Annotated in this window: 19 protein-coding genes and 1 pseudogene; 6 read left to right on the top strand and 14 right to left on the bottom strand. The window is 60.9% G+C overall.

From position 1 onward, the window contains the following. Positions 1-6 precede the first annotated feature (6 nt). A complete protein-coding gene (gene rpmG / locus GR197_RS10115; protein ID WP_007626161.1) occupies positions 7-174 on the top strand; it encodes a 50S ribosomal protein L33 in 168 nt (55 codons plus the stop codon). 746 nt (positions 175-920) lie between these two features. Here rpmG and GR197_RS10110 read toward each other — a convergent pair. Further along, positions 921-2294: a PleD family two-component system response regulator gene (locus GR197_RS10110; RefSeq protein WP_164008995.1), complete on the bottom strand. Its 1374-nt coding sequence runs from the start codon at positions 2292-2294 to the stop codon at positions 921-923. 18 nt (positions 2295-2312) lie between these two features. Beyond that, entirely contained in the window at positions 2313-2684 is a 372-nt protein-coding gene (locus GR197_RS10105) for a response regulator (protein ID WP_003547430.1), read from the bottom strand. A 132-nt stretch (positions 2685-2816) separates the two neighbouring features. Here GR197_RS10105 and GR197_RS10100 point away from each other — a divergent pair, with 132 nt between their 5' ends. Both GR197_RS10100 and GR197_RS10095 read left to right on the top strand, forming a co-directional pair. After that, on the top strand, positions 2817-3125 hold the full coding sequence (locus GR197_RS10100) for a DUF3572 domain-containing protein (protein ID WP_164008993.1): 309 nt from the start codon (positions 2817-2819) through the stop codon (positions 3123-3125). A 2-nt stretch (positions 3126-3127) separates the two neighbouring features. Then, a pseudogene (locus GR197_RS10095) lies at positions 3128-3804 on the top strand (hypothetical protein). Here the strand turns inward: GR197_RS10095 and GR197_RS10090 are convergent. Next, entirely contained in the window at positions 3779-4366 is a 588-nt protein-coding gene (locus GR197_RS10090) for a GNAT family N-acetyltransferase (RefSeq protein ID WP_164008991.1), read from the bottom strand. The pseudogene GR197_RS10095 and the gene GR197_RS10090 sit on opposite strands and share 26 nt — an antisense overlap. A gap of 75 nt (positions 4367-4441) precedes the next feature. Here GR197_RS10090 and GR197_RS10085 point away from each other — a divergent pair, with 75 nt between their 5' ends. Together GR197_RS10085 and GR197_RS10080 are read left to right on the top strand one after the other, a co-directional pair. Further along, positions 4442-5734, top strand: coding sequence for a DNA polymerase IV (locus tag GR197_RS10085; protein WP_164009125.1), 1293 nt, complete (start codon positions 4442-4444; stop codon positions 5732-5734). 92 nt (positions 5735-5826) lie between these two features. Beyond that, complete coding sequence (locus GR197_RS10080) at positions 5827-7083, top strand: L,D-transpeptidase family protein (RefSeq protein WP_164008989.1); 1257 nt, start codon at positions 5827-5829, stop codon at positions 7081-7083. 58 nt (positions 7084-7141) lie between these two features. Here the strand turns inward: GR197_RS10080 and dnaE are convergent, their stop codons facing one another. Continuing rightward, a complete protein-coding gene (gene dnaE / locus GR197_RS10075) occupies positions 7142-10639 on the bottom strand; it encodes a DNA polymerase III subunit alpha (RefSeq protein ID WP_164008987.1) in 3498 nt (1165 codons plus the stop codon). Between the two features lie 503 nt (positions 10640-11142). Between dnaE and GR197_RS10070 the strand changes: the two genes are divergently transcribed. Then, positions 11143-11607 (top strand): DUF5680 domain-containing protein, encoded by a 465-nt coding sequence (locus tag GR197_RS10070; RefSeq protein WP_164008985.1) that lies wholly within the window; start codon positions 11143-11145, stop codon positions 11605-11607. A gap of 66 nt (positions 11608-11673) precedes the next feature. Here GR197_RS10070 and GR197_RS10065 read toward each other — a convergent pair whose 3' ends face one another. From GR197_RS10065 to nuoL, 10 genes are all read right to left on the bottom strand, one after another. Further along, the gene (locus tag GR197_RS10065) at positions 11674-12357 is read right to left on the bottom strand and encodes an ABC transporter ATP-binding protein (protein ID WP_164008983.1); all 684 of its coding nucleotides are present in this window, start codon (positions 12355-12357) and stop codon (positions 11674-11676) included. Positions 12358-12371: 14 nt separating this feature from the next. Then, the gene (locus GR197_RS10060) at positions 12372-13676 is read right to left on the bottom strand and encodes a lipoprotein-releasing ABC transporter permease subunit (RefSeq protein WP_164008981.1); all 1305 of its coding nucleotides are present in this window, start codon (positions 13674-13676) and stop codon (positions 12372-12374) included. 15 nt (positions 13677-13691) lie between these two features. Further along, positions 13692-15014, bottom strand: coding sequence for a proline--tRNA ligase (gene proS / locus GR197_RS10055; RefSeq protein WP_164008979.1), 1323 nt, complete (start codon positions 15012-15014; stop codon positions 13692-13694). Between the two features lie 592 nt (positions 15015-15606). Next, complete coding sequence (locus tag GR197_RS10050) at positions 15607-15882, bottom strand: DUF1467 family protein (RefSeq protein WP_164008977.1); 276 nt, start codon at positions 15880-15882, stop codon at positions 15607-15609. A 244-nt stretch (positions 15883-16126) separates the two neighbouring features. Continuing rightward, positions 16127-16531 (bottom strand): methylmalonyl-CoA epimerase, encoded by a 405-nt coding sequence (gene mce, locus GR197_RS10045; RefSeq protein WP_164008975.1) that lies wholly within the window; start codon positions 16529-16531, stop codon positions 16127-16129. Positions 16532-16533: 2 nt separating this feature from the next. Continuing rightward, a complete protein-coding gene (locus GR197_RS10040; protein WP_164008973.1) occupies positions 16534-18204 on the bottom strand; it encodes a ribonuclease J in 1671 nt (556 codons plus the stop codon). A 17-nt stretch (positions 18205-18221) separates the two neighbouring features. Continuing rightward, positions 18222-18986, bottom strand: a complete 765-nt coding sequence (locus GR197_RS10035) for a biotin--[acetyl-CoA-carboxylase] ligase (protein WP_164008971.1) — start codon at positions 18984-18986, stop codon at positions 18222-18224. Next, positions 18986-20431 carry an NADH-quinone oxidoreductase subunit NuoN gene (nuoN, locus tag GR197_RS10030; protein WP_164008970.1) on the bottom strand — a complete coding sequence of 482 codons (1446 nt, stop codon included), beginning with the start codon at positions 20429-20431 and terminating at the stop codon, positions 18986-18988. Before nuoN ends, GR197_RS10035 begins: the two co-directional genes overlap by 1 nt. A gap of 18 nt (positions 20432-20449) precedes the next feature. Next, positions 20450-21961: an NADH-quinone oxidoreductase subunit M gene (locus GR197_RS10025; protein WP_164008968.1), complete on the bottom strand. Its 1512-nt coding sequence runs from the start codon at positions 21959-21961 to the stop codon at positions 20450-20452. Next, positions 21961-23961: an NADH-quinone oxidoreductase subunit L gene (gene nuoL, locus GR197_RS10020; protein ID WP_164008966.1), complete on the bottom strand. Its 2001-nt coding sequence runs from the start codon at positions 23959-23961 to the stop codon at positions 21961-21963. The genes GR197_RS10025 and nuoL overlap by 1 nt, the downstream gene beginning before the upstream one ends. Between the last annotated feature and the right edge of the window lie 7 nt (positions 23962-23968).

Raw genomic sequence — 23968 nt, 5'->3', positions numbered from 1 at the left:
ACGACCATGGCCAAGGCTACAACAATCAAGATCAAGCTGCTGTCGACAGCCGACACCGGTTTCTTCTACGTCACGACGAAGAACAGCCGTACGATGACGGACAAGATGACGAAGACGAAGTACGACCCGGTTGCACGGAAGCACGTCGAGTTCAAGGAAACCAAGATCAAGTAATCACTTGATCTCAGGATTTCAAAAAAAGCGCGCGCCCTCGGGTTGCGCGTTTTTTGTTGTCCGGATGATCGCGTCTAGAGATGATAGCGCAAACAGAAAAACGCCGCCCTTCCATCTTCGGGAAGTGGCGGCGTTTTCTTGAAAGGGGGTCGACCAGCATGCAAAACGGCACGAGGAACCGCTGTAACTTGCCTACTAGCCGACCGACCCCACGACCCAGGAGATGCGGCGGACCTGAGCATCATGGGGTATCGACAACTCCTCAACGGGAGCGCTTCTCTTATGAGCCGATAATTTGCGCAAAAATGAAAGAAAATCAACAAATTCTTAATGATGATTTTTGCGGACTTGATTCTATGGTTAAAAGTCCAGTTTTGGTGCATACAAAGATTTGTCGGCTCTGCTTGGGCTCGAAGCGTAAGTATCCACCCGTCGAAGAAATTCGACAATATAACCTAATAACTTACCCATCCCCTCCCCTTAGGTGAGAAGGTGCGGTCGCGCTTTATTTCACCCTATCGGCAGGCGGCATTTTTTATAGTCCCCATTCCATTTTTAGCTATGGCCGGCCGCCTTCAAGACTATCGGCCAGCGTCACATCCGCCGCAAAGCCGGAGATCCATTTTTGGGCTATTTGCCTGCAAAATATTCACCCCACGCTCAGCGGCCGGGCATTAAAGATCGGTAATAATTCGCTTACCACTGTGGAAAACCCGTAAACGGCACAGAAGGCGACAGATGATTCGTCAGGCAGCTGCGGCGACAACGCGGTTGCGGCCGGTGTTCTTGGCCTCATAAAGCGCCAGATCGGCCTGTTTCATCAGCTGGTCCGGGGTCAGCACCGCTGCAATACGCGAGGCGATGCCGAAGGACGCGGTGACGTTCAGCGCCTCGCCGGCGTGTTTCAGCATGAAGGGAGCGCTTTCGATCGCTGTGCGCAGGCGCTCGGCGACAGCGGCGGCTACCTCAGGCGAGGTGTCGGGCATGACAACGACGAACTCCTCCCCGCCGTAGCGGCAGGCGAGATCGGCGCCGCGAATGGTCGAACGGACGCGGTTTGCAAATTCCCGCAGCACTTCGTCGCCGCCGTCATGGCCATAGGTGTCGTTGACCTGCTTGAAGCGATCGATGTCGGTGATCAGCACCGAAAGCGGCCGGCCGCGCGCCATTGAACGATTGAAGAGCACGTTCAAATGATTGTCGAGATAGCGCCGGTTATAGAGGCCGGTCAGCGGATCGGTGACCGCAAGCTCGATCGTCTGCTTGACGCTGGCGCGCAGACGGTCGTTGTAGCGCTTGCGGCGGATCTGCGTCAGGCTGCGGGCAACCAGCTCGTTGGGATCGACCGGGCGGATGATGTAGTCGTTAACGCCGAGATCGAGCGCGCGCACGACCATCTCGTCAGCGCCCTGCTCGGTGATGATCAGGATCGGCAGGAAGCGCGTGCGCTCCAGCGAGCGCAGCTGCGAGCAGAGGCGAAGCGGATCGTAATCGTCGAAATTGGCGTTAACGATGACGAGATCGAACGCGCTTTCAGCCGCCTCAAAGAGGGCGGCCTGCGGATCTGAGAGGGCAAGCACGTCGGCAACGGGCTTCAGCGCCCTGATAAGGCGCTCCTGCGAATTGGCGCGGCCGTCGACGAGCAGGACCTGAGCGGTCTCGTCGGCGCGGCCCTCGACTGCCCGTGTGAGGTCGTCGATGCCCATCGTATGGGCGGTGTCTGCGCGAATGCGCAGCTCGTCGCTCAACGTCTTCAACCGCAGCAGGCTCTTCACCCGTGAGATCAGCTGCAGATCGTTGACCGGCTTGGTGAGGAAGTCGTCGGCGCCAGCCTTCAGGCCGCGAACGCGGTCGGCCGGCTGGTCGAGCGCGGTGACCATGACGACAGGAATATGCGCGGTCTTCTGGCTGGCCTTCAGCCGCTCGCAGACCTCGAAACCATCGATGCCGGGCATCATGATATCAAGCAGAATGAGATCGACCTGGTTGCGCTCGCAGATCGCCAGCGCCGTGTAGCCGTCGGCCGCGGTCATGACGTCGAAATACTCCGCGAGCAGCCGCGCTTCGAGCAGCTTCACATTGGCCGGAATATCGTCCACCACCAGTATTCGCGCAGTCATAGGTGTCTTTCCGATGCGTCAGGCATCGCCCAGATAGGTCTTGATCGTCTCGATGAATTTCGGAACCGAGATCGGCTTGGAAACATAGGCCTCACAGCCGCCCTGGCGGATCCGCTCCTCGTCGCCCTTCATCGCGAATGCCGTGACGGCAATGACGGGAATGACGTGCAGCTCGTCGTCTTCCTTCAGCCATTTCGTGACTTCCAGGCCGGAAACCTCGGGGAGCTGAATATCCATCAGGATGAGGTCGGGGCGATGCTTGCGCGCCAGATCGAGCGCCTCCATGCCATTTCTGGTCTGGATCGTCGTGTATCCGGACGCCTCGATGAGGTCGCGAAAGAGCTTCATGTTGAGCTCGTTATCTTCTACAATCATCACCTGTTTGGGCATGACAAGCTGTCCCTACGTCCGTTCGCGCAGCCGTTCGTCCCATGAGAAAGGCACATGCGGACTATGGCTCCGTGAAACCGATAGCGCACGCTAGCGGTATTTGGTTGAAGAAAAGGTAACTTACCCCTCGAAATGCAAAGCAACTTCAAGACTTCGAAACAACAGGCCGCCGACCCGCACGCAACCGCGATCGCCGTGCTCGGCTGGCTCGCCGACGATCCCGACATGTTCGGCCGATTCCTCGCCCTGACGGGTGTCGCGCCCGGCCAGGTGCGCAGCGCCGTCGACGATCCGGGATTCCTTGCCGGAATGATGGATTTCCTGATGAACCACGAGCCGACGGCGATGGCCTTCTGCGCTGCGAGCGGCATCAGCCCGGAGACGGTGACCGCCGCCTGGCGGCATTTTTCCTCGCCCGGTCTCGATTCCGGAGAATACTGACCGTGGCCTGCACTCCGGACCTCGATGTCTCGCATATCCGCCTCGGTGAACGGCCGTTGATCGTCTGCGACGTCGACGATGTCGTGCTGCAGTTCATCGGCCCCTTCCAGCTTTTCCTTCAGAGCCGGGGGCACGCGTTTCTGCCGCGATCGTTTAAGCTTCACGGCAACATCGTGTCGCAGGCGGACGGCGCGGAGATCGAGGATTCGCAGGTCAGCCGGCTGATCGAGGAATTCTTCGAGGCGCAGGAGCTGTGGCAGACGCCGCTCGACCGCGTCGTCGAAACGCTCGAGCGACTTTCTGAGGAGGCCGACGTGCTGTTCCTGACGGCGATGCAGCCGCGGTTCCAGGATCAGCGCCGCCGCCTGCTCGATAGGGTGGGTCTGCTCTTTCCGCTGCTTGCCACCGAGCAGCCGAAGGGGCCGATCGTTCACGCCTTGCATGCCAGCCGCTCCCTTCCCGTCGTCTTTATCGATGATATGGCGCGCAATCTGCATTCCGTCAGGGATCACGTCGCCGATTGCCTGCTGATTCATCTGATGCCGAACTCGCCCGTCCATCGTTTTGCACCGGCCGCCGCCGCCGATATCACCCGCGCTACCGACTGGACGCACACGGCCGAATTGATCGCGGCGCATTTCTTTCCGGTGCTCTCATGAGCGCAGTTCCAGCCGCATGAGCGGACGGCCGTCCTTGCGCCGTGCCACTGTCTCGAAACCGGCCGCATCGAAGATCGCCGACGAGCCGATGCAGAGAGTGACGGATTTCGACTGCTTCACATGATCGATCGGACAGGCTTCGAGCAGCCGTGCCCCCTGGCGCCGCGCATGCTCGATCGCAAGGGAAAGCAGGCGATGGCTCAGTCCCTTGCCGCGCAGCCCGGGCAGCAGGAAGAAGCAGCTGACGGCCCAGATGGACGGATCATGCGCATCGCCCTCCTCCAGCGGCCGCGAGACGGTGCGCGGCGAATTGAACTGCGGCACGTCATGGCGCGGTCCGACCTGCACCCAGGCAACCGGCGCGCCGTCCGCATAACAGAGAATACCCGGCGGCGGCCCCGCCTTGATCCGGTCCTGCATATGCGCCTTGCGCGCCTCGGCCGTCATCTTCGTTCTGATCGCATGCGGCAGGCGCAGCGCGACGCACCAGCAATTATAGAAGGCACCCTGTGGCCCGAACAGGATTTCGAAGTCTCCCCAGCGTTCTGGCGTTACCGGCTCGAAACGAAGATCGTTATCCAAAGGCAAAGCTCCCGCCTCTCTTGAGACTCGGAAGTTTAGGGCGTAATGTCGCGGCGTTCAATCTTTGTTCTCATGATGACGTCCACGCCCGACAAGACACCCGGCTTCTGTCGCGACTGCCTTGCCGAGCAGAAGGGCGAGGCGCGCCGTTGCGTTTCCTGCGGCAGCCCCCGCCTGGTGCGCCATCGCGAACTCTACGCATTAACGCTCGCGCATATCGATTGCGACGCCTTCTACGCGGCCGTCGAGAAACGCGACAATCCGGAACTTGCGGATAAGCCGGTGATCATCGGCGGCGGCAAACGCGGCGTCGTCTCCACCGCCTGCTATATCGCCCGCATCCACGGCGTGCGTTCGGCGATGCCGATGTTCAAGGCGCTGGAAGCATGCCCCGAAGCGATCGTCATCCGGCCCGACATGGAGAAATATGTCCGGGTCGGGCGCCAGGTTCGCGCCATGATGCAGGATCTGACGCCGCTGGTGCAGCCGCTGTCGATCGACGAGGCCTTCCTCGAGCTTGGCGGCACCGAGAGGCTGCATCACGATCCGCCGGCGCGCACCCTCGCCAAATTCGCCCGCCGGGTCGAAAAGGAAATCGGCATCAGCGTTTCGGTCGGGCTTTCCTATTGCAAATTTCTCGCCAAGGTTGCCTCCGACCTGAACAAGCCGCGCGGCTTTTCCGTCATCGGCCGTGAGGAAGCGGTCGAGTTCCTGGCGCCGCGCGCCGTCACAACCATCTGGGGCGTCGGCAAGGCCTTTGCGGCGACGCTGGAGGCGGACGGCATCCGCACCATCGGCCAGTTGCAGCAGATGGAGGAGACCGATCTAATGCGCCGCTACGGCAGCATCGGCCAGCGGCTCGCCCGGCTGTCGCGCGGGATCGACGACCGTGAAGTGCATCTCAACGATGCGGCCAAGAGCGTTTCGTCCGAGACGACCTTCTTCGACGACATCTGGCGTTATGACGATCTGGTGCCGATCCTGCACAACCTCTCCGAAAAGATCTCCTGGCGGCTGAAGAAAAGCGGCATTGCCGGCCAGACCGTGGTCCTGAAGATGAAGAGCGCCGATTTCAAATCGCGCACCCGCAACCGCAAGCTCGAAGACCCGACCCAGCTTGCCGACAAGATCTTCCGCACCGGGCTCGAGCTTCTCGAAAAAGAGACTGACGGCACGAAGTTCCGATTGATCGGCATCGGCGTCAGCGATCTCGGCGATGCCGCGCGCGCCGATCCGCCCGATCTCATCGACCGGCACTCCGGCCGGCGAGCGGCGGCCGAAGCGGCGATGGACAAGCTGCGCGACAAGTTCGGCAAGAACACCGTCGAGACCGGCTACACATTCGGCAGCGGTAAGCGAGATCACTAAAGCGTGAGCCGCGAGCGCCGCTCGGCCTATAAAATCTTCCTTAAACTTCGTCCCATAATGTGCCCTGCAAGTATTGCGTATGGTTGGGTATCATGTTCTCGCGTCTCGTCTTCGGCCTCGGCTTGCTGTCGGCCACCGCACTCGTGCACCCTGCCTTTGCCGCAGATGCGCGCACGCTGCAGATCATCGTCTCGAAGGACAGGCAGTCGCTTGCGGTCTATGACGGTACCGAGGTCGTCGCGACCTCGAAGGTCTCGACCGGCAAGGACGGGCACACGACGCCGAGCGGCATCTTCTCGGTGCTCGAGAAGCAGAAATACCACGAATCCAATCTCTATTCGGCGGCGCCGATGCCGTTCATGCAAAGACTGACCTGGTCCGGCATTGCGCTGCACGAATCGAATTCCGTGCCGCGTTATCCGGCCTCACATGGCTGCGTGCGCATGCCGGGCGCCTTTGCAAAGATGCTCTACGGGATGACCGAGCCGGGCATTCCCGTCATCATCAGCGACGGCGAAGTGGTGCCGCAGCCGATCGACCATCCGACCCTTTTCCATCCGGAAGCGCCGGCGCCGATGCTGCTGCTTTCGGATGTCGAATTGCGGCCCTCGATGCCTGACAGTCCTGGGACACCGGTGCAGGTGGCGATGAACGATACGGCGGCCATGCCGATGCCGGCAGCGCCGCCGCTTGCCGCGCGCGAACCCCCGCCGCCGTCCGAGCCGATCAGCATGCTGATCACCCGCCGCACGCTACGCGAGACGGTCATCGACATCCAGACCCTGCTCAACCAGCTCGGCTTTTCCGCCGGCGATCCGGACGGCTTGCTCGGTCCGTCGACCGTGCAGGCGATCAAGACTTTCAAGACGCTGCGACCGGCCGAATTTGCCGGTGACAGGAGCCTGGTCTCCGACGTGCTCCTGAGGGAAGTCTATGCCGCGACGGGCAAGGGCGAACCGCCGAACGGCGTCATCATGGTGCGACGGTCGTTCAAGCCGATCTTCGAAGCGCCGGTGACCATCGCCGATCCGGGCTTGGCGCTCGGCACGCACTTCTTCACGCTGCATGCACTCGATGCAAAGGCCGGCACGGCGGACTGGCTCGGCATCACGCTCGAAAACAGTCTCTCGCGCGAGACGATGAAGCGGATCGGCATCACCAATCAGGAAAGCTCGATCGTCACCGGCAGGCCGATTGCCCGATCGCTCACCCGCATCACGATCCCCGACGAGACCCGCCGAAGAATCGACGCGCTGATCGCGCCCGGCTCGACGCTGACGATCTCCGATACCGGCCTTGGCCGGGAGACCGGCGAAGGCACGGATTTCATCACCATTACCCGGGGTTGATCACGATCACCGTGGTTGATCTCCATCACCCCGGGGTGATCTCCATCACCCGAGGTGATCAGACAAGCTCGACATCGACGACACCGGGGGCGGCACGAAGAGCGGCGGCGATCTCCGGAGTGATGCGATATTTCTCCGACAGCGCCACTTCCACCTCGCGTTTGCCGTCCTCCTTGATGACGATGAAGGACACGAGGCCGTCCCCCTTGGCGTTGAGATGGCCGGCGACCATCTTCAGCGGCCCGGAATCTCTGACATAGACGCGCAGCGCCTTCTGCATCTGCAGCGACTTTTCCTCCAGCGACTGGATCGTCTGAATGCGCAGGCCGATGCCCTCCGGCCGCTCCTCGCCGGTCGCGGTCAGCACGAAGGATTTTCCCGACTCCAATATGTCGCGATACTGGTTGAGCATTTCCGAAAACAGCACCGCCTCGAACTGGCCGGACGAATCCGAAAAGACGATGATGCCCATCTTGTTGCCGGTGCGGGTCTTGCGCTCCTGCTTCGAAATGACGGTGCCGGCGAGGCGCGCATTGAAGGCGCCCTGTTTGATCGCCTGGGAAAATTCGGCAAAGGTCTGCACCCGCATCTTCTGCAGGAGGTTGTTGTAGGAATCGAGCGGGTGGGCCGTGAGATAGAAGCCCAGCACCTGGAATTCCTTGAGCAGCCGCTCGGAGGCAAGCCAGGGCGAAAACGGCGGCAGGGAGATTTTTTCAGGCCCAGAAGTCAGGCTGTTGCCGAAAATATCCGACTGGCCGCTCAGCTTGTTCTCCTGAGCGCGCTGGGCATAACCGAGGATGCGGTCAAGGCCGGCCGAAAGCTGGGCGCGGTCGGTGCCGAAACAATCGAAGGCGCCGGCAAAGATCAAGCTTTCGAGCACGCGGCGATTGACCTGGCGCGGATCGATGCGCAGGCAGAAATCCTCGATGCCGGCAAAGGGCTTGTCGCCACGCACCTCGACGATATGGTCGACGGCGGATTCGCCGACGCCCTTGAGGGCGGCGAGCGCATAATAGATGCGGTTGTCGCCGGTCTGGAAATGGCGGAAGGAGGTCTGCACCGAGGGTGCGATCACTTCGATGCCGAGCCGCTTGGCATCCTGGCGGAAATCATTGACCTTTTCGGTGTTGGACATGTCGAGCGTCATCGAGGCGGCGAGGAATTCGACCGGATAATGCGCCTTCATATAGGCCGTCTGATAGGAGACGATGGCGTAGGCGGCGGCATGCGACTTGTTGAAGCCGTAATTGGCGAACTTCGCCAGCAGTTCGAAGATATTGTCGGCCTGCGGCTTCGATACGCCGTTCTTGACGGCGCCGACGACGAAGCGTTCGCGCTGCTGGTCCATCTCGGCCTTGATCTTCTTGCCCATGGCGCGGCGCAGAAGGTCGGCTTCTCCGAGCGAGTAACCGGACAGGACCTGGGCGATCTGCATCACCTGTTCCTGGTAGACGATGACCCCTTGGGTTTCCTTGAGCAGGTGGTCGATCATCGGATGGATCGATTCCAGCTCTTCTTCACCGTGCTTGCGGGCATTGTAGGTCGGGATGTTCTCCATCGGACCCGGACGGTAGAGCGCCACCAGGGCGATGATGTCCTCGATGCAGTCCGGCTTCATACCGATCAGCGCCTTGCGCATGCCGGCACTTTCCACCTGGAACACGCCGACCGTCTCGCCGCGCGACAGCATCTCGTAGGTCTTCTTGTCGTCGAGAGGGATCGCCGCAAGATCGACCTTGACGCCGAGCTTGGCGACGAAATCGACCGCGACCTTCAGCACCGTCAGCGTCTTCAGGCCGAGAAAGTCGAATTTGACGAGGCCGGCCTGCTCCACCCATTTCATGTTGAACTGGGTGACCGGCATGTCGGAGCGCGGATCGCGATACATCGGCACCAGCTTGGAAAGCGGGCGGTCGCCGATGACGATGCCGGCGGCATGCGTCGAGGCATGGCGGTAAAGCCCCTCGATCTTCTGGGCAATGTCGAGCAGGCGGGCGACGACCGGCTCCTTGGCCGCCTCTTCCTGCAGCTTCGGCTCCTCCTCGATCGCCTTGGACAGCGGCGTCGGATTGGCCGGATTGTTCGGCACGAGTTTGCAGATCTTGTCGACCTGGCCGTAGGGCATTTCCAGCACGCGGCCGACGTCGCGAAGGGCAGCGCGCGCCTGCAGCGAACCGAAGGTGATGATCTGCGCCACCTGCTCCCGGCCATACTTGGCCTGAACGTAGCGGATCACCTCTTCGCGGCGGTCCTGGCAGAAGTCGATGTCGAAGTCCGGCATCGAGACGCGTTCGGGATTGAGGAAGCGCTCGAAGAGCAGCGAAAACCGCAGCGGATCGACATCGGTGATCGTCAAGGCGTAGGCGACCAGCGAACCGGCGCCCGAACCGCGGCCCGGGCCGACCGGAATGTCCTGCTGCTTGGCCCATTTGATGAAGTCGGCAACGATCAGGAAGTAGCCGGGAAAACGCATGCGTTCGATGACGCTGAGTTCGAAATCCAGCCGCTCGCGATATTCTTTTTCCTCGTAACCCGGCGACATGCCGAGCGTCGAAAGCCGCATGTCCAGCCCTTCGACTGCCTGGCGGCGCAGTTCGCTCGCCTCGGCGCGTTCAGCCTCCTCGGCATCGTCGGTCGCACCGGTGAAACGCGGCAGGATCGGCTTTCGTGTCTTCAGCACGAAGGAGCAACGCTTGGCGATCTCGATGGTGTTTTCCAGCGCTTCCGGTAGATCGGCGAAGAGCTTGACCATCTCGGCCCGGCTCTTCAGGTAATGGTCCGGGGTCAGGCGAAAGCGGCTGTCGTCGGAGACGATGGCATTGTGGGCGACCGCCATCAGCGCATCATGGGCGTCGTAATCGTCACGTGTGGGAAAGAAGGCCTCGTTGGTCGCAACCAGCGGCAGGTCGTTGGCATAGGCGAGCCCGACGATCCTCTGCTCGTGCCGCTTGTCGTAGGTACCGTGCCGCTGCAGCTCGACATAGAGCCGGTCGCCAAAGAGACGCTTCAGCGCAAGCAGCCGGACTTCCGCCTGGGCGGCATGGCCCTCCTTGATCGCCACGTCGACAGGCCCGGTCAGGGCGCCAGTCAGGGCGATCAGCCCTTCCGTGCCGGCCTCTTCCAGCCAGGAGGCCTTGATATGAATGGCCTGGTTGTTTTCGCCGCCGAGATAGGCGCGGCTGACGACGTCGACGAGCCGTTCGTAACCAGCATCGGTGGCAGCGAGAAGAACGATCGACGGCAGCTTGACGAGGGCTTGCTGGCCGCCGCGCTTTTCCGTTTCCAGCCCGTCTTCCATGTCGATCGAGACCTGGCAGCCGATGATCGGCTGCAGGCCCTCCTCCATCGCCTTCTGGGAGAATTCCAGCGCGACGAACAGATTGTTGGTATCGGTAATGGCGATTGCCGGCTGGCTGTCGCCGGTCGCCTTGTAAAGGATCTTCTTCAGCGGCAAGGCGCCTTCGAGAAGCGAATAGGCGGAATGGACCCTCAGGTGGATGAAGCCCGGCGTGCCGCCGGCCGCTTCATCCGTTGAACCCTTTGCCATATCTGCCATGTCATGCCTTCCCAATCACCCGAATGAATCGGACGCATTGTCGGCATAGAGGGCGATGATGTCCAGAAGAAGTCCCGCGTCCGGACCGCATGATTGCCATGCGGTCCCCTGAAAACTTTAGATTGCCATGACAATGAGCGAGAAGCTGGCAACGAACATTGCGATGGAGGTGAATGCTGCGATATCACGGATCATGTCAGTCATTTGGCTCTCCTTTACTCGTTATGTTTTTAATTTGTTCGATGTTTGTTCCGTTGTCAACAGGAATCTTTTCCTTCTTTCTTGTGTTTGGAAAATCCGAGACGCGGCGCGCGATTCGGTAAGGGTCCGGGGTATGCGATCTGATGGGCAGCCATGTTGTTTCGCGATCCGCCATAGATCGTGACATGGTCCTCAAACGGCCGACCTCCTCTCCAGGCAGTCCGCTTGCCGAGATTTTGTTCTCTTTTTGTTCTTTACATGCCACAGCATATTTGCCAGCATCCGGCCGAGAGGAGAACGACATGCTCGACATTGCGATGCTGAACGAATTCGTCGTGGAGGCGAAGGCTGCGACCTATGTCGGCGGCGGCGTGCCGCGCGCACCCTGCCGGCCGGGTGCCCACGATATCGGCTGTGAGCGCGGCGACTGGCGCTATCTCGACAGCTATTTCGGCGGCACCGATTTCGCCGGACAGGAGGTGGTGTGGTTTGCCGGCGAGCCCGTCTGGGCGATGAATTACTTCGGTTGGATCGTCGCCCCAGATCTCATCGACGGCGCTGCCGCCGGAACGGTGATCAAGGCGGCACTTTCAGCCATGTATCGGCAGGCGCGCTTTCTCGGCGGAATGGAATTCGATCATGCGTTCGGCCGCTATCTCGACCGCAGCGAAGGCGGTTGCGAGCGGTTCAGCGGCCATGAATGCATCATGGTCGACGGCCGGAAAGCTTATATGCTCGACTATCGCGGCGGGCTGGTCATCCCCTGATCGCAAGCCGACATACATTGGAGCATGATGTTATCGGAAAACCGCTCACATTTTCGGTATCATGCACTAGAAATCGACGACCTTGCCATCGGCGATCGTCACGCGCCGATCCATGCGGCGGGCGAGTTCGTGATTGTGGGTGGCGATGAGGGCGGCAAGGCCGGACTGGCGCACCAGCGCCTCCAGCGCGTCGAAGACGTAACTTGCCGTTTCGGGGTCGAGATTGCCGGTCGGCTCATCGGCAAGAAGCAAACTCGGCGCATTGGCGACGGCACGGGCGATGGCAACGCGCTGCTGCTCGCCGCCGGAAAGCTCGCCAGGGCGATGAGCGCCACGATGGCCGATGCGCATATAATCGAGAAGCTGGCCGGCCCGCTCTCCAGCTTCTTTCCAGGACAGCCCGGCGATCAGCTGCGGCATCATGATGTTCTCGAGTGCAGAAAATTCCGGCAGCAGGTGATGGAATTGGTAGACGAAGCCGATCTCGCTGCGGCGGATCGCGGTACGTTTTTCGTCTGAAAGGCCGTCGCAGGCATGGCCGTTGATGGTGACTTCACCGCCATCGGGATGTTCCAAGAGGCCAGCAAGATGCAGCAGCGTCGACTTGCCGGTGCCGGAGGGGGCGACGAGAGCGACGATCTCGCCTTTCGACAGCGAGAAATCCGCACCCTTGAGGATCGGGAGCAGCGTATCGCGTTGCCCGTAATGGCGCTCGACCCCCGTAAGCTTGAGAACGACGTTGCGTTTCATGAAGGCGGCATTCCTTATTCGTATCTCAGGGCCTGCACAGGATCGAGCCTGGAGGCACGCCAGGCCGGGAAGATCGTCGCGATGAAGGAGAGCGTCAGCGCCATGACGACGATCGAGATGGTTTCGCTGAGCTGCATCTCGGCCGGCAGCTGGCTGAGGAAATAGACCTGCGGATTGAAGATCACCGTGCCTGAAACCCAGGAGAAAAACTGACGGATGGATTCGATGTTGACGCAGACGAGGACGCCGAGCAGCACGCCGGCAACGGTGCCGACGATCCCGATCGCCGCCCCGGTCATGAAGAAGATGCGCATGATCGCGCCGGCGCTGGCGCCCATCGTGCGCAGGATGGCGATATCGCTGCTCTTGTCCTTCACCAGCATGATCAGGCCGGAAATGATGTTCAACGCCGCGACAAGCACGATCAGCGTCAGGATCATGAACATGACGTTACGCTCGACCTGCAGCGCCGAGAAGAAGGTCTGGTTGCGCTGGCGCCAGTCGGTGAGGTTGATCTGGCGGCCAGCCGCTTCCTCCACCTTAGGCCTCAGAGTGTCGATATCGTCGGGGTGATCGACGAAAAGCTCGATCGACTGCACCAGTCCCTCGGCATTGAAATAAAGCTGCGCTTCCTCGAGCGGCATGAAGATGATCGAGGAATCATATTCCGACATGCCGATCTCGAAGAGGCCGGAGATCTTGTAGGACTTGACGCGCGGGCTGACACCCATGGGAGTAATGTCACCATCCGGGGATGTCAGGGTGATGAGGTCGCCGACGTTCAGGCCGAGCTGGGTGGCCATGCCGGTGCCGATCAGTACGCCCTGGCCGGAGGCAAAACCCACCATATCGCCTGATTTGATATTGCCAGAGATCGTCTTCAGCTTGGTCAGGTCCTCGGCGCGGGCGCCGCGCACCAGCGCACCGGTGCTGCCGCCCGCCTGAGCGGAGGCAAGCACCTGACCTTCCACCAGCGGCAGCGCCATCTTGACGCCGGGCACCGCGGCAAGCCTGCTGGAGAGGTCGGGATAATCGGTGAAGGGACCATCGGACGGCTGGACGATCATATGGCCGTTGATGCCGAGGATGCGCGAGACGAGCTCGGTTCGGAAGCCGTTCATCACCGCCATGACGATGATCAGCGTCGCAACGCCGAGCATGATGCCGACAAAGGAGAAGCCGGCGATGACAGAGATAAAGGCCTCCTTGCGGCGAGCGCGCAGATAGCGCCACGCCACGAGGCGTTCGAAGGTGGAAAATGGCTTGCCAGCCGGACCCAAGCCGGATTTTGAACTCCGGTCCACTGCTGCTTCTGCCATTTCGCCTCCGTTTCCTTAAGCCACGAACCTGTTGATCGCCGCTTCGATGGTCATCGTTTCGCGGACGCCGGTCTTGCGGTCCTTCACCTCAACTTCGCCGTTGGCGACCGCGCGCGGGCCGGCGATGATCTGGACGGGCACGCCGATCAGGTCGGCGGTCGCGAATTTCGTGCCGGCCCGGTCGTCGGTATCGTCGTAGAGCACATCCTTGCCGGCCTTGGTCAGCGCAGCATAGATCAGCTCGCAGGTATCGTCGCAGGCTTGATCGCCTGCCTTCATGTTGATCACCACGACATCGAAGGGCGCGACCGATGCCGGCCAGATGATTCCGTTGTCGTCATGCGAGGCTTCGATGATGGCGGGAACAAGGCGTGTCGGGCCGATACCGTAGGAACCCATGTGAACGAAGTGTTCCTTGCCGTCGGGGCCCTGCACTTTCGCGCCCATCGGCTCGGAATATTTCGTGCCGAAATAGAAAATATGGCCGACCTCGATGCCGCGCGCCGAAAGGCGGTCGCCTTCGGGAACGGCGTTGAAGGCCGCCTCGTCGTGCATTTCCGAGGTCGCCGCATAGAGCGAGGTCCATTTGTCGAAAATCGACTTCAGACCCTCGACGCTGTCGAAATCGGTGCGGTCGTCGGGAATATCGAAGTCGACGAAATCCTTGTGGCAGAATACCTCGGATTCGCCGGTGTCGGCGAGGATGATGAATTCATGGCTGAGCTTGCCGCCGATCGGGCCGGTATCGGCGCGCATCGGGATGGCGCGCAGGCCGAGCCGGTCGAACGTTCGGAGGTAGGCGGCGAACATCTTGTTGTAGGAATGCTCCGCCGCTTCGCGCGTCAGATCGAAGGAATAGGCGTCCTTCATCATGAATTCGCGCGAGCGCATGGTGCCGAAGCGCGGGCGGATCTCGTCGCGGAACTTCAGCTGAATGTGATAGAGATTGAGCGGCAGGTCCTTGTAGGACTTGACGGAGGAGCGGAAAATATCCGTCACCATCTCCTCGTTAGTGGGGCCATAGAGCATCGGCCGGTCCTGGCGGTCCTTGATGCGTAGCATCTCCTTGCCGTAGGCGTCGTAGCGGCCGCTCTCCTGCCAGAGTTCGGCCGATTGCAGGGTCGGCATCGACAGCTCGATGGCGCCGGCGCGGTTCTGCTCGTCGCGGATAATGGCGTTGACCTTGTCAAGCACGCGCTTGCCGAGCGGCAGCCAGGAATAGATGCCCTGCGACTGCTGGCGGATCATGCCGGCGCGCAGCATCAGCCGGTGGGAGACGATTTCCGCCTCCTTGGGGTTTTCCTTGAGGATGGGCATGAAATAGCGGGACAGACGCATGGCGGATTCCGAAGCAGTTGAGATCCCGCCGTAAGCGGAATCGAAAGACAATGGTGAATGTCGGGAGCGTTCATAGCCGCTTCGCGGCAGGAAGGAAACCCGCAACGGACGTTGGCAACCTCCCCGAAGCGCATGTTCGCAGCCGAAAAATGGAAGGGCGTCAAAAAGCGCGTGTTTATAAGGACTTGAACGAAAATCTTGTCAACAGAAAAATTTTACTAGAGTGTAGCAAAAATGCAAAAAAAGCTAATGACAAAGCCCAATGTTTGAGCTAGCTTTAGCTCACAAAACAGGCAAGAGAGATAAATTCTTGCCAAACTCGCGGTCAAGTCTTGGGAGGATCAGATCTTAGGCGCGCTCGTCGCTGCCCCGGTAACGGTTACAGATCACGCGATACTTAAAACAAGGCATTTAGCCTTGTTTTTTTTTGGCTTTTCGACTTCACCCTACCTTAAAAATCCGGGCAACTTCCGTAACGGAATGATCCTCATTCCGTTACGCCAGCTCTTTGCCGCAATCGCATGACGCTGGTGTGACGAAGTTCGCTTTTTAACGATATACATCTGCCCAAAGTTTGGGCAAAAGCTGGCTCTTAGTAGAAGCTCGGCCCGAGTTGTGGAAGGGCATCGAAGCCCCAGCCGAAATAGGTGTCGCAGACATACCAGAGGCCGTAGATCAGAGCCGAAATCAGCGTCGTCAGCGAAAAGACGAAGGCGGCACGAAACCGACTGGGCGCGCTCGGAACGGTACCGAACACGACATCATTGTCCTCAGCCTGGGTGCGCAGTCCGATCGGCAGGACGGCAAACAGCGTCATCCACCAGACGATGAAGTAGACGGCAAATCCCTGAAGAAATGTCTGGAGCATTGTGGTTCCCGGTGGTGTCGCGCTAAAGCGCGTCGCGATCTTTCAGATTCGCTCCTTGCGCTTTAGCTCTTTGTTTTACGCATGTCGTTGCCGCAAAACCGCTGCACACTTTTGCGCGACATGCTTTGCAGGACGGCGACAGACGTTCTGTCACTGTGAGTTAGGTGCCCTTATACGGCGGAATGGCCGCCAACTCAAAGCGGATGACGCGCTTGAGTGCCTCGGAGGCATTCTGCCGCAGGGCTCACGCCTGTTCGAGTTCGATCAGCGTGCCGAAGAAATCCTTGGGATGCAGAAACAGCACCGGCTTGCCATGCGCGCCGGCTTTCGGCTGGCCGTCGCCGAGCACCCTCGCCCCGGCCTCGACCAACCGGTCACGGGCGAGAATGATATCGTCCACCTCGTAGCAGATATGATGCATGCCGCCGGACGGGTTCTTTTCGAGGAAGGCTGCGATCGGCGAAGTATCGCCGAGCGGTTGCAGCAATTCGACTTTGGTATTCGGCAACTCGACGAAGACGACGGTGACGCCGTGTTCCGGCAGAGCCTGCGGCTGCGATACGGCAGCGCCCAGCGTGTCGCGATAGGCGGCCGTTGCCGCGGCCAGATCGGCAACGGCAATGGCGACATGGTTCACGCGGCCAAGCATGGTCAGATCTTGGTGACGAAGGCGGTGACGACCGGCTTCTTGCCCCAGACCTGGTTCGCGGCCGAGCGGATGGCCCGGCGCACGGCCTCCTGCAGCATGTCGATATCCTTGCGACGGGCGCGCGGAATGCTTTCGATGGCGCTGATCGCCGCTTCGAACAGCGTATCTTCCATCTCCTCGCCCTCGACGTCGTAGACCGGCAGGCCGATCGCAACGAGATCGGGATCACCGACGATGTCATAGCGGGCGTCGAGCACGACGCTGACCGCGACATGGCCGACATAGGAAAGCTTCTTGCGCTCGCCGATCCCCATTTCGTCGAAATCGCCGATCAGCGTACCGTCCTTGTAGATGCGGCCATGCGGCGCCTGGCCGATCACCTCGGCGGGACCCGGCGCCAGCCGCAGAATATCGCCGTTGCGCACGCGCGGCACCAGGGCAATGCCGGATTGCTCGGCAAGCTCCTTGTGCGCCGTCAGATGCGTCGCCTCGCCATGCACCGGCACGACGATCTTCGGCCGCGTCCACTCGTACATCCGCTGCAATTCGTTGCGGCGCGGATGGCCGGAGACGTGAACCAGCGCTTCGGTATCGGTGATGATGTGCACACCCTGCTCGACGAGGCCGTTCTTGATGTCCTGGATCGCCTTCTCGTTGCCGGGAATGGAGCGCGAGGAAAAGACGACGATATCGCCGGCCGCAAATGCCACATTGCGCATCTCGTCGCGGGAAAGTTTGGCAAGTGCTGCCCGCGCCTCGCCCTGGCTGCCGGTCAGGATGACGACGACCTTATCGCGCGGGATGTAGCCATATTCGTCCTCGGAGATAAAAGGCTTCACGCCCTCCATCAGGCCGATATCCTGGGCGACGTCGACGACCCGCTTCAGCGAGCTGCCGAGCAGCAGCACTTCGCGGCCTGCCGCCTCGGCAGCCTCGGCGACGGTGCGGATGCGCCCGACATTCGACGAGAAGGTGGTGATCGCCACCCGCCCTTCGGCATTTTCGATGATCTTGCGCAGGCTTTCCGACACATCCTTTTCGGAGGGCGAAACGCCGTCACGCAGCGCGTTGGTGGAATCGCACATCAGCGCGAGAACACCCTCGTCGCCGAGCTGGCGGAACCGCGTCTCATCAGTCAGGGGGCCGAGCGAGGGCTCGTGGTCGATCTTCCAGTCGCCGGTGTGGATGACATTGCCGACCGGCGTGCGGATCATCAGCGACATCGGCTCGGGGATCGAATGGTTGACGGCCACACCCTCGATGCTGAAGGGGCCGACATTGATGGTGTCGCCTGCCTTGAACGGCGTCACCGGCACTTCGCCGATCCTGGCCTTTTCGAAATTGCGCTTGGCTTCGAGCAGACCGGCGGTAAAGCCCGAGGCATAGACCGGCACGTTGAGTCCGGGCCAAAGGTCGGCGAGCGCGCCATAATGATCTTCATGGGCATGGGTGATGATGATCGCCTTGAGGTTCTTGCGCTCACCGGCGAGGAAACGGATATCGGGCAGCACGAGGTCGACGCCCGGCAGGTCGGGGCCGGGAAAGGTAACGCCGCAATCGACCATGATCCATTGGCGATGCTCGGGCGGGCCGTAGCCATAAAGAGCGAGATTCATGCCGATCTCGCCAACGCCGCCCAGAGGCAGGAATACCAACTCGTCCTGTTTCGCCATAATTTTCGTTTTTTCCGCTATCTAAAAAACACATCACCGGCAGCAATGGGCATCATCCTGCCAGTGCCGGTATCGAGCATCAACAAGCCATTATCATCAATTCCGGCGAATTGTCCGGAAATCGATCGGTCCGGCAAGTTCACGGTGATCTTTTCGCCGATGCCGCAGGCGACGGTGCGCCAGCGTGCGGTGATCTCGCCGACGCCGCGCCCTTGATCCCATTGATCAAGCACCTCCGCCATCGCTGCGAAGAGATGGGCGAAAAGCTCCTCCGGCGAGGCCGCACTCGCATGCTGACGCAGACAGGTGACGGGGTAGAGCGGATTGTCCGGCATCACCGAAACATTGATGCCGATGCCGACGATCAGCGCATAGCGGCCATCCGGCAGCCTCTCACCTTCAACGAGAATGCCGCAGGTCTTCTTTCGGCCGATGAGGACATCGTTCGGCCATTTGATCTCGAGCGGCTCGGCACCCGGCGGCAAGACCTGGCGGATTGCCTGGTGCACGGCAACGGCAACAGCAAGCGGCAAGGAGCTCAGGCGCTCCATCGGCGCCGGGTCGATCAGCAGAAGAGAAGCGTAGAGATTGCCAGGTTCGGAAACCCAGAGCCTGCCGCGGCGGCCACGGCCGCCGGTCTGCCGTTCGGCCGTCACCCAGAGATTACCGCCATCGCCCGCCCGAGCCCGGGCGAGGCATTCGCTGTTGGTGGACGATGTTTCCGACAGAGCCTCGTGCCTGAAATCGCCGAGCGATATCCGGCGCCGTCCGTCGGAAGCCATCAAAAGAGCGTCGCGGCGGCAAGCTCGGCCGCACCGCCGATCGGGCCGCCGATCAAGACATAGGCGGTGACGAACAGACCGGAGAGACCGAAGACCAGACGCAACGAACCGGAGACGCGGGCGAATTCGCCGGTCGCCTCATCGAACCACATCAGCTTGATGACGCGCAGATAATAATAAGCGCCGACGACCGAGGCGAGTACGCCGATGATGGCGAGCGCATAAAGCTTGGCTTCGATGGCGGCGACGAAGACGAAGTACTTCGCGAAGAAGCCGGCGAGCGGTGGGATACCGGCCAGCGAGAACATCAGCGCCGTCAGCACCACGGCCATGAACGGGTTGGTGGTGGAAAGGCCGGCGAGATCGTCGACATTTTCGACGACGGTGCCGTCCTTGCGGCGCATCGACATGATGATCGCAAAGGTGCCGAGGGTCATGACCATGTAGATGACCATATACAGCATGACGCCGGAAACGCCGGTCTGGTTGCCGGCGGCAAGGCCGACCAGCGCATAGCCCATGTGGCCGATCGACGAATAGGCCATCAGTCGCTTGATGTTCTTCTGGCCGATCGCGGCAAACGCGCCGAGCAGCATCGAAGCGATCGAGATGAAGACGATGACCTGCTGCCAATCCGCCAGAACCGGCTGGAAGGCGGTGATGACGATGCGGGTCATCATCGCCATGGCGGCAACCTTGGGGGCTGCGGCCAGGAAGGCAGTGACCGGCGTCGGCGCGCCTTCATAAACGTCGGGCGTCCACATATGGAAGGGAACGGCGGAGATCTTGAAGGCGATGCCGGCAAGGATGAAGACCAGGCCGAAGATCAGACCGAGCGAACGCGCACCCTCGACGGAAAGCGCCTGGGCGATTTCGGAGAACTGGGTGTGGCCGGTGAAGCCGTAGACCAGCGACATGCCGTAGAGCAGCATGCCGGAGGAAAGCGCGCCGAGAACGAAATATTTCAGGCCGGCTTCGGTCGATTTCAGGCTGTCGCGGTTGATCGCAGCGACGACATAGAGCGCCAGCGACTGCAGTTCCAGCGCGAGATAGAGCGAGATCAGGTCGTTGGCCGAGATCATCAGCAGGATGCCGAGGGTCGCAAGCACCAGCAGAACCGGGAACTCGAACTTGTCGAGCTGGTTTTCGCGTGCGTGGCCGGTCGTCATGAACAGGGCGACCAGCGAACCGATGAGCGCCACCAGCTTCATGAATCGCGAGAAGCCGTCGGCCATGTAGACGCCGCCATAGGCGAGCCCTTCAGCGGGCACGAAGAGCAGCCACAGGCCAGCGGCCAGCAGCAGCACGATGGCGAGGCCGGTGACGACGAGGCCCGACCGCTCGCCTGAGAAGACGCCGACCATCAACAGGACAAGGGCGCCGACCGCGAGGATGAGCTCCGGCGCGGAAAGATGCAGACTGAGGAGAATTGTTTCAGCGGTCATGTCCGATAAGTCCCGTCATCAATTCATAGACAGCGCAACATTCTGCGCTGCGTGCACGGCGGCCGTGTAGTTGTTGACCAGCAGATCCACCGAGGCGGCCGTCGCATCGAAGACCGGAGCCGGGTAAACGCCGAAGAAGATGGTCAGTGCGACCAGCGGGTAGAGGATCAGCTGTTCGCGTCTGGAAAGATCGAGCAGCGCCTTCAGCTTTTCCTTCTCCAGCGCGCCGAAGATCACCCGGCGATAAAGCCAGAGTGCATAGGCGGCCGAGAGGATGACGCCGGTGGCGGCAAACAGCGCGACCCAGGTATTGACCCGGAAGACGCCGATCAGCGTCAGGAACTCGCCGATGAAGCCGGACGTGCCGGGAAGCCCGACATTGGCCATGGTGAAGATCATCATGGCGACGGCATATTTCGGCATGTTGTTGACCAGGCCGCCATAGGCGTTGATCTCGCGGGTGTGGGTGCGGTCGTAAATGACGCCGACGCAGAGGAAGAGCGCGCCGGAGACGATGCCGTGCGACAGCATCTGGAAGATCGAACCCTGAACACCCTGCATGTTGGCGGCAAAGATGCCCATTGTGACGTAGCCCATGTGCGCCACCGAGGAATAGGCGATCAGCTTCTTGATATCGTCCTGCATCATCGCCACCAGCGAGGTATAGATGATCGCAATGACCGACAGGGCGAAGACGAACGGCGCGAAATAGTCTGATGCGACCGGGAACATGCCGAGCGAGAAGCGGATGAGACCGTAGCCGCCGAGCTTCAAGAGCACGCCGGCCAGGATCACCGAGCCTGCCGTCGGCGCCTGAACGTGGGCATCCGGAAGCCAGGTATGAACCGGCCACATCGGCATTTTCACCGCGAAGGAGGCAAAGAAGGCAAGCCATAACCAAGTCTGCAGCGCCGGCGGGAATTTATAAGCGAGCAGTGCGGTGATGTCGGTCGTGCCGGCCTGCCAGTACATCGCCATGATGGCGAGCAGCATCAGCACCGAGCCGAGCAGCGTATAAAGGAAGAACTTGTAACTCGCGTAGACACGGTCTTTGCCACCCCAAACGCCGATGATCAGGAACATCGGGATGAGGCCCGCCTCGAAGAAGACGTAGAAAAGCACGATATCAAGCGAGACGAAGACACCGACCATCATCGTTTCGAGGATGAGGAAGGCGATCATATATTCCTTCAGGCGCTTCTCGATCGAGAGCCAGCTCGCCAGCACGCAGAAGGGCATGAGGAAGGTCGACAGGATGACGAACAGCATCGAGATGCCGTCGACGCCCAGGTGGTAGCCGATGCCGGTGCCGAGCCAGTCATGCTTTTCGAGCATCTGGAAGCCCGGATTGGCATTGTCGAAGCCGGTCCAGATGAGAAGCGAGACGATGAAGGTGAAGACGGTGGTGATCAGCGAGATCCACAGCACGTTCTTCCGGCCGGTTTCGCTTTCGCCGTTCATCAATAGCAGGAGCACCACGCCGACGAGCGGCAGGAAGGTGACCGTTGAAAGAATAGGCCAATCGGTCATCAGAAGGAACTCCCGAGCATCATCCAGGTAACAAGCGCCGCAATGCCGATCAGCATGGCGAAGGCATAGTGATAGAGGTAACCGGTCTGCAGGCGGACGACGCGGTCGGTAACGGCGACGACGCGGGCGGCAACGCCGTTCGGGCCGTAGGTGTCGATGACGCCGACGTCACCCTTCTTCCACAGGAAGCGGCCGAGCGCCTTGGCCGTGCGGACGAAGAGGAAGTCGTAGAGTTCGTCGAAATACCACTTGTTCAACAGGAACTGGTAGAGAATGCGGTGCTGCCTGGCGAGGGTGCGCGGCGTCTGCGGCGAACGGATATACATGTACCAGGCAAGAACGAAGCCGAGCAGCATGGCGATGAACGGGCTCAAGCCCACGAGCGCCGGCACGTGATGGAACTGTTCGACCAGTTCGTTCTCGGCCCCGGTAAACAGCGCGCCCTTCCAGAACTCGGCGTACTCCTCGCCGTAGAACCGGCCTTCGAAGATCACGCCGGCAAACACTGCGCCGATCGCCAGAAGATAAAGCGGCACCAGCATGACCTGCGGCGATTCGTGGACATGATGCATCACCTCATGCGAAGCGCGCGGCTTGCCGAAGAAGGTCATGAAGATCAGGCGCCAGGAATAGAAGCTGGTGAAGAGAGCCGCGATGACCAGCAGCGAGAAGGCAAAGCCTGCGACCGGCGAATGCGAAGCATAGGTCGCCTCGATGATCACGTCCTTGGAGAAGAAGCCGGCAAAGCCGATCGGCGTGAAGGGAATGCCGACGCCGGTGATCGCCAGCGTGCCGATGATCATCAGGATGCCGGTAACTTTGATATGCGGATACAGGCCGCCCATGTAGCGCATGTCCTGCTCGCCATCGACGGAATGGATGACCGAGCCGGCGCAGAGGAAGAGCAGCGCCTTGAAGAAGGCGTGCGTGAACAGATGGAAGATCGCCGCGCCATAGGCCCCTACTCCGAGCGCCACGAACATGTAGCCGAGCTGCGAACAGGTGGAATAGGCGATGACGCGCTTGATGTCGTTCTGCACCAGGCCGACGGTTGCCGCGAAGAAGGCGGTGATCGCACCGATGACGGTGACGACGACGAGCGCATCCGGCGACAGTTCGAAGAGCGGCGACATGCGGGCGACGAGAAAGACGCCGGCGGTGACCATGGTGGCGGCATGGATGAGGGCCGAGACCGGGGTCGGGCCTTCCATGGCGTCGGGCAGCCAGGTGTGCAGCAGGAACTGCGCCGACTTGCCCATGGCGCCCATGAACAGCAGCAGGCAGACGCCGGTCAGCGCATGCGCCTTGTCGAGCTGCATGCCGAAGAGGTTGAGGATGACTTCGCTCGCCTCGCCGCCGCCTTCATGCGGGGCGAAATTCGAGGCATTGGCGAAGATCGTGTCGAGATTGATCGAACCGAACAGCACGAAGACGCCGGCAATGCCGAGCACGAAGCCGAAGTCGCCGACGCGGTTGACGATGAAGGCCTTCATCGCCGCTGCCGTTGCCGACGGCTTCTTGAACCAGAAGCCGATCAGCAGGTAGGAGGCGAGACCGACGCCTTCCCAGCCGAAGAACATCTGGGCAAGGTTGTCGGCGGTCACCAGCATCAGCATGGCGAAGGTGAAGAGCGAGAGATAGGCGAAGAAGCGCGGACGATGCGGATCGGTATGCATGTAGCCGATCGAATAGACGTGCACCAGCGTCGAGACCGTGTTGACGACGATCAGCATGACGGAGGTCAGCGTATCCACGCGCAGCGACCAGGAGACGTCGATGCCGCCGGACTGGATCCAGCGCAGCACCTCGACCTTGATCGGCCCACCTTCGGCATGGCCCATGGCGACGGTGAAGAACACCACCCAGGACAGGATGGCGGCGATGATCATCAGACCGCTGGTGACATATTCCGAAGCCTTGGCGCCGATGGCGCGGCCGAACAGGCCGGCGACGATCGCGCCGATCAAGGGAAGAAAGACGATAGCCTTATAGAGGAACATGAGCCAC

The organism is Rhizobium phaseoli, assembly GCF_010668805.1.
Taxonomy (GTDB): Bacteria; Pseudomonadota; Alphaproteobacteria; order Rhizobiales; family Rhizobiaceae; genus Rhizobium; species Rhizobium phaseoli_A.
Note: the sequence above shows the minus strand (reverse complement) of the source record. Positions and strands in the feature narration are given on the sequence as shown.

Bases quoted from the DNA above. Each gene is read 5' to 3' on its own strand.
- rpmG (WP_007626161.1), top strand. From the start codon at position 7: ATGGCCAAGGCTACAACAATCAAGATCAAGCTGCTGTCGACAGCCGAC.
- GR197_RS10110 (WP_164008995.1), bottom strand. From the start codon at position 2,294: ATGACTGCGCGAATACTGGTGGTGGACGATATTCCGGCCAATGTGAAG.
- GR197_RS10105 (WP_003547430.1), bottom strand. From the start codon at position 2,684: ATGCCCAAACAGGTGATGATTGTAGAAGATAACGAGCTCAACATGAAG.
- GR197_RS10100 (WP_164008993.1), top strand. From the start codon at position 2,817: ATGCAAAGCAACTTCAAGACTTCGAAACAACAGGCCGCCGACCCGCAC.
- GR197_RS10085 (WP_164009125.1), top strand. From the start codon at position 4,442: ATGACGTCCACGCCCGACAAGACACCCGGCTTCTGTCGCGACTGCCTT.
- GR197_RS10080 (WP_164008989.1), top strand. From the start codon at position 5,827: ATGTTCTCGCGTCTCGTCTTCGGCCTCGGCTTGCTGTCGGCCACCGCA.
- dnaE (WP_164008987.1), bottom strand. From the start codon at position 10,639: ATGGCAGATATGGCAAAGGGTTCAACGGATGAAGCGGCCGGCGGCACG.
- GR197_RS10070 (WP_164008985.1), top strand. From the start codon at position 11,143: ATGCTCGACATTGCGATGCTGAACGAATTCGTCGTGGAGGCGAAGGCT.
- GR197_RS10065 (WP_164008983.1), bottom strand. From the start codon at position 12,357: ATGAAACGCAACGTCGTTCTCAAGCTTACGGGGGTCGAGCGCCATTAC.
- GR197_RS10060 (WP_164008981.1), bottom strand. From the start codon at position 13,676: ATGGCAGAAGCAGCAGTGGACCGGAGTTCAAAATCCGGCTTGGGTCCG.
- proS (WP_164008979.1), bottom strand. From the start codon at position 15,014: ATGCGTCTGTCCCGCTATTTCATGCCCATCCTCAAGGAAAACCCCAAG.
- GR197_RS10050 (WP_164008977.1), bottom strand. From the start codon at position 15,882: ATGCTCCAGACATTTCTTCAGGGATTTGCCGTCTACTTCATCGTCTGG.
- mce (WP_164008975.1), bottom strand. From the start codon at position 16,531: ATGCTTGGCCGCGTGAACCATGTCGCCATTGCCGTTGCCGATCTGGCC.
- GR197_RS10040 (WP_164008973.1), bottom strand. From the start codon at position 18,204: ATGGCGAAACAGGACGAGTTGGTATTCCTGCCTCTGGGCGGCGTTGGC.
- GR197_RS10035 (WP_164008971.1), bottom strand. From the start codon at position 18,986: ATGGCTTCCGACGGACGGCGCCGGATATCGCTCGGCGATTTCAGGCAC.
- nuoN (WP_164008970.1), bottom strand. From the start codon at position 20,431: ATGACCGCTGAAACAATTCTCCTCAGTCTGCATCTTTCCGCGCCGGAG.
- GR197_RS10025 (WP_164008968.1), bottom strand. From the start codon at position 21,961: ATGACCGATTGGCCTATTCTTTCAACGGTCACCTTCCTGCCGCTCGTC.
- nuoL (WP_164008966.1), bottom strand. From the start codon at position 23,961: ATGTTCCTCTATAAGGCTATCGTCTTTCTTCCCTTGATCGGCGCGATC.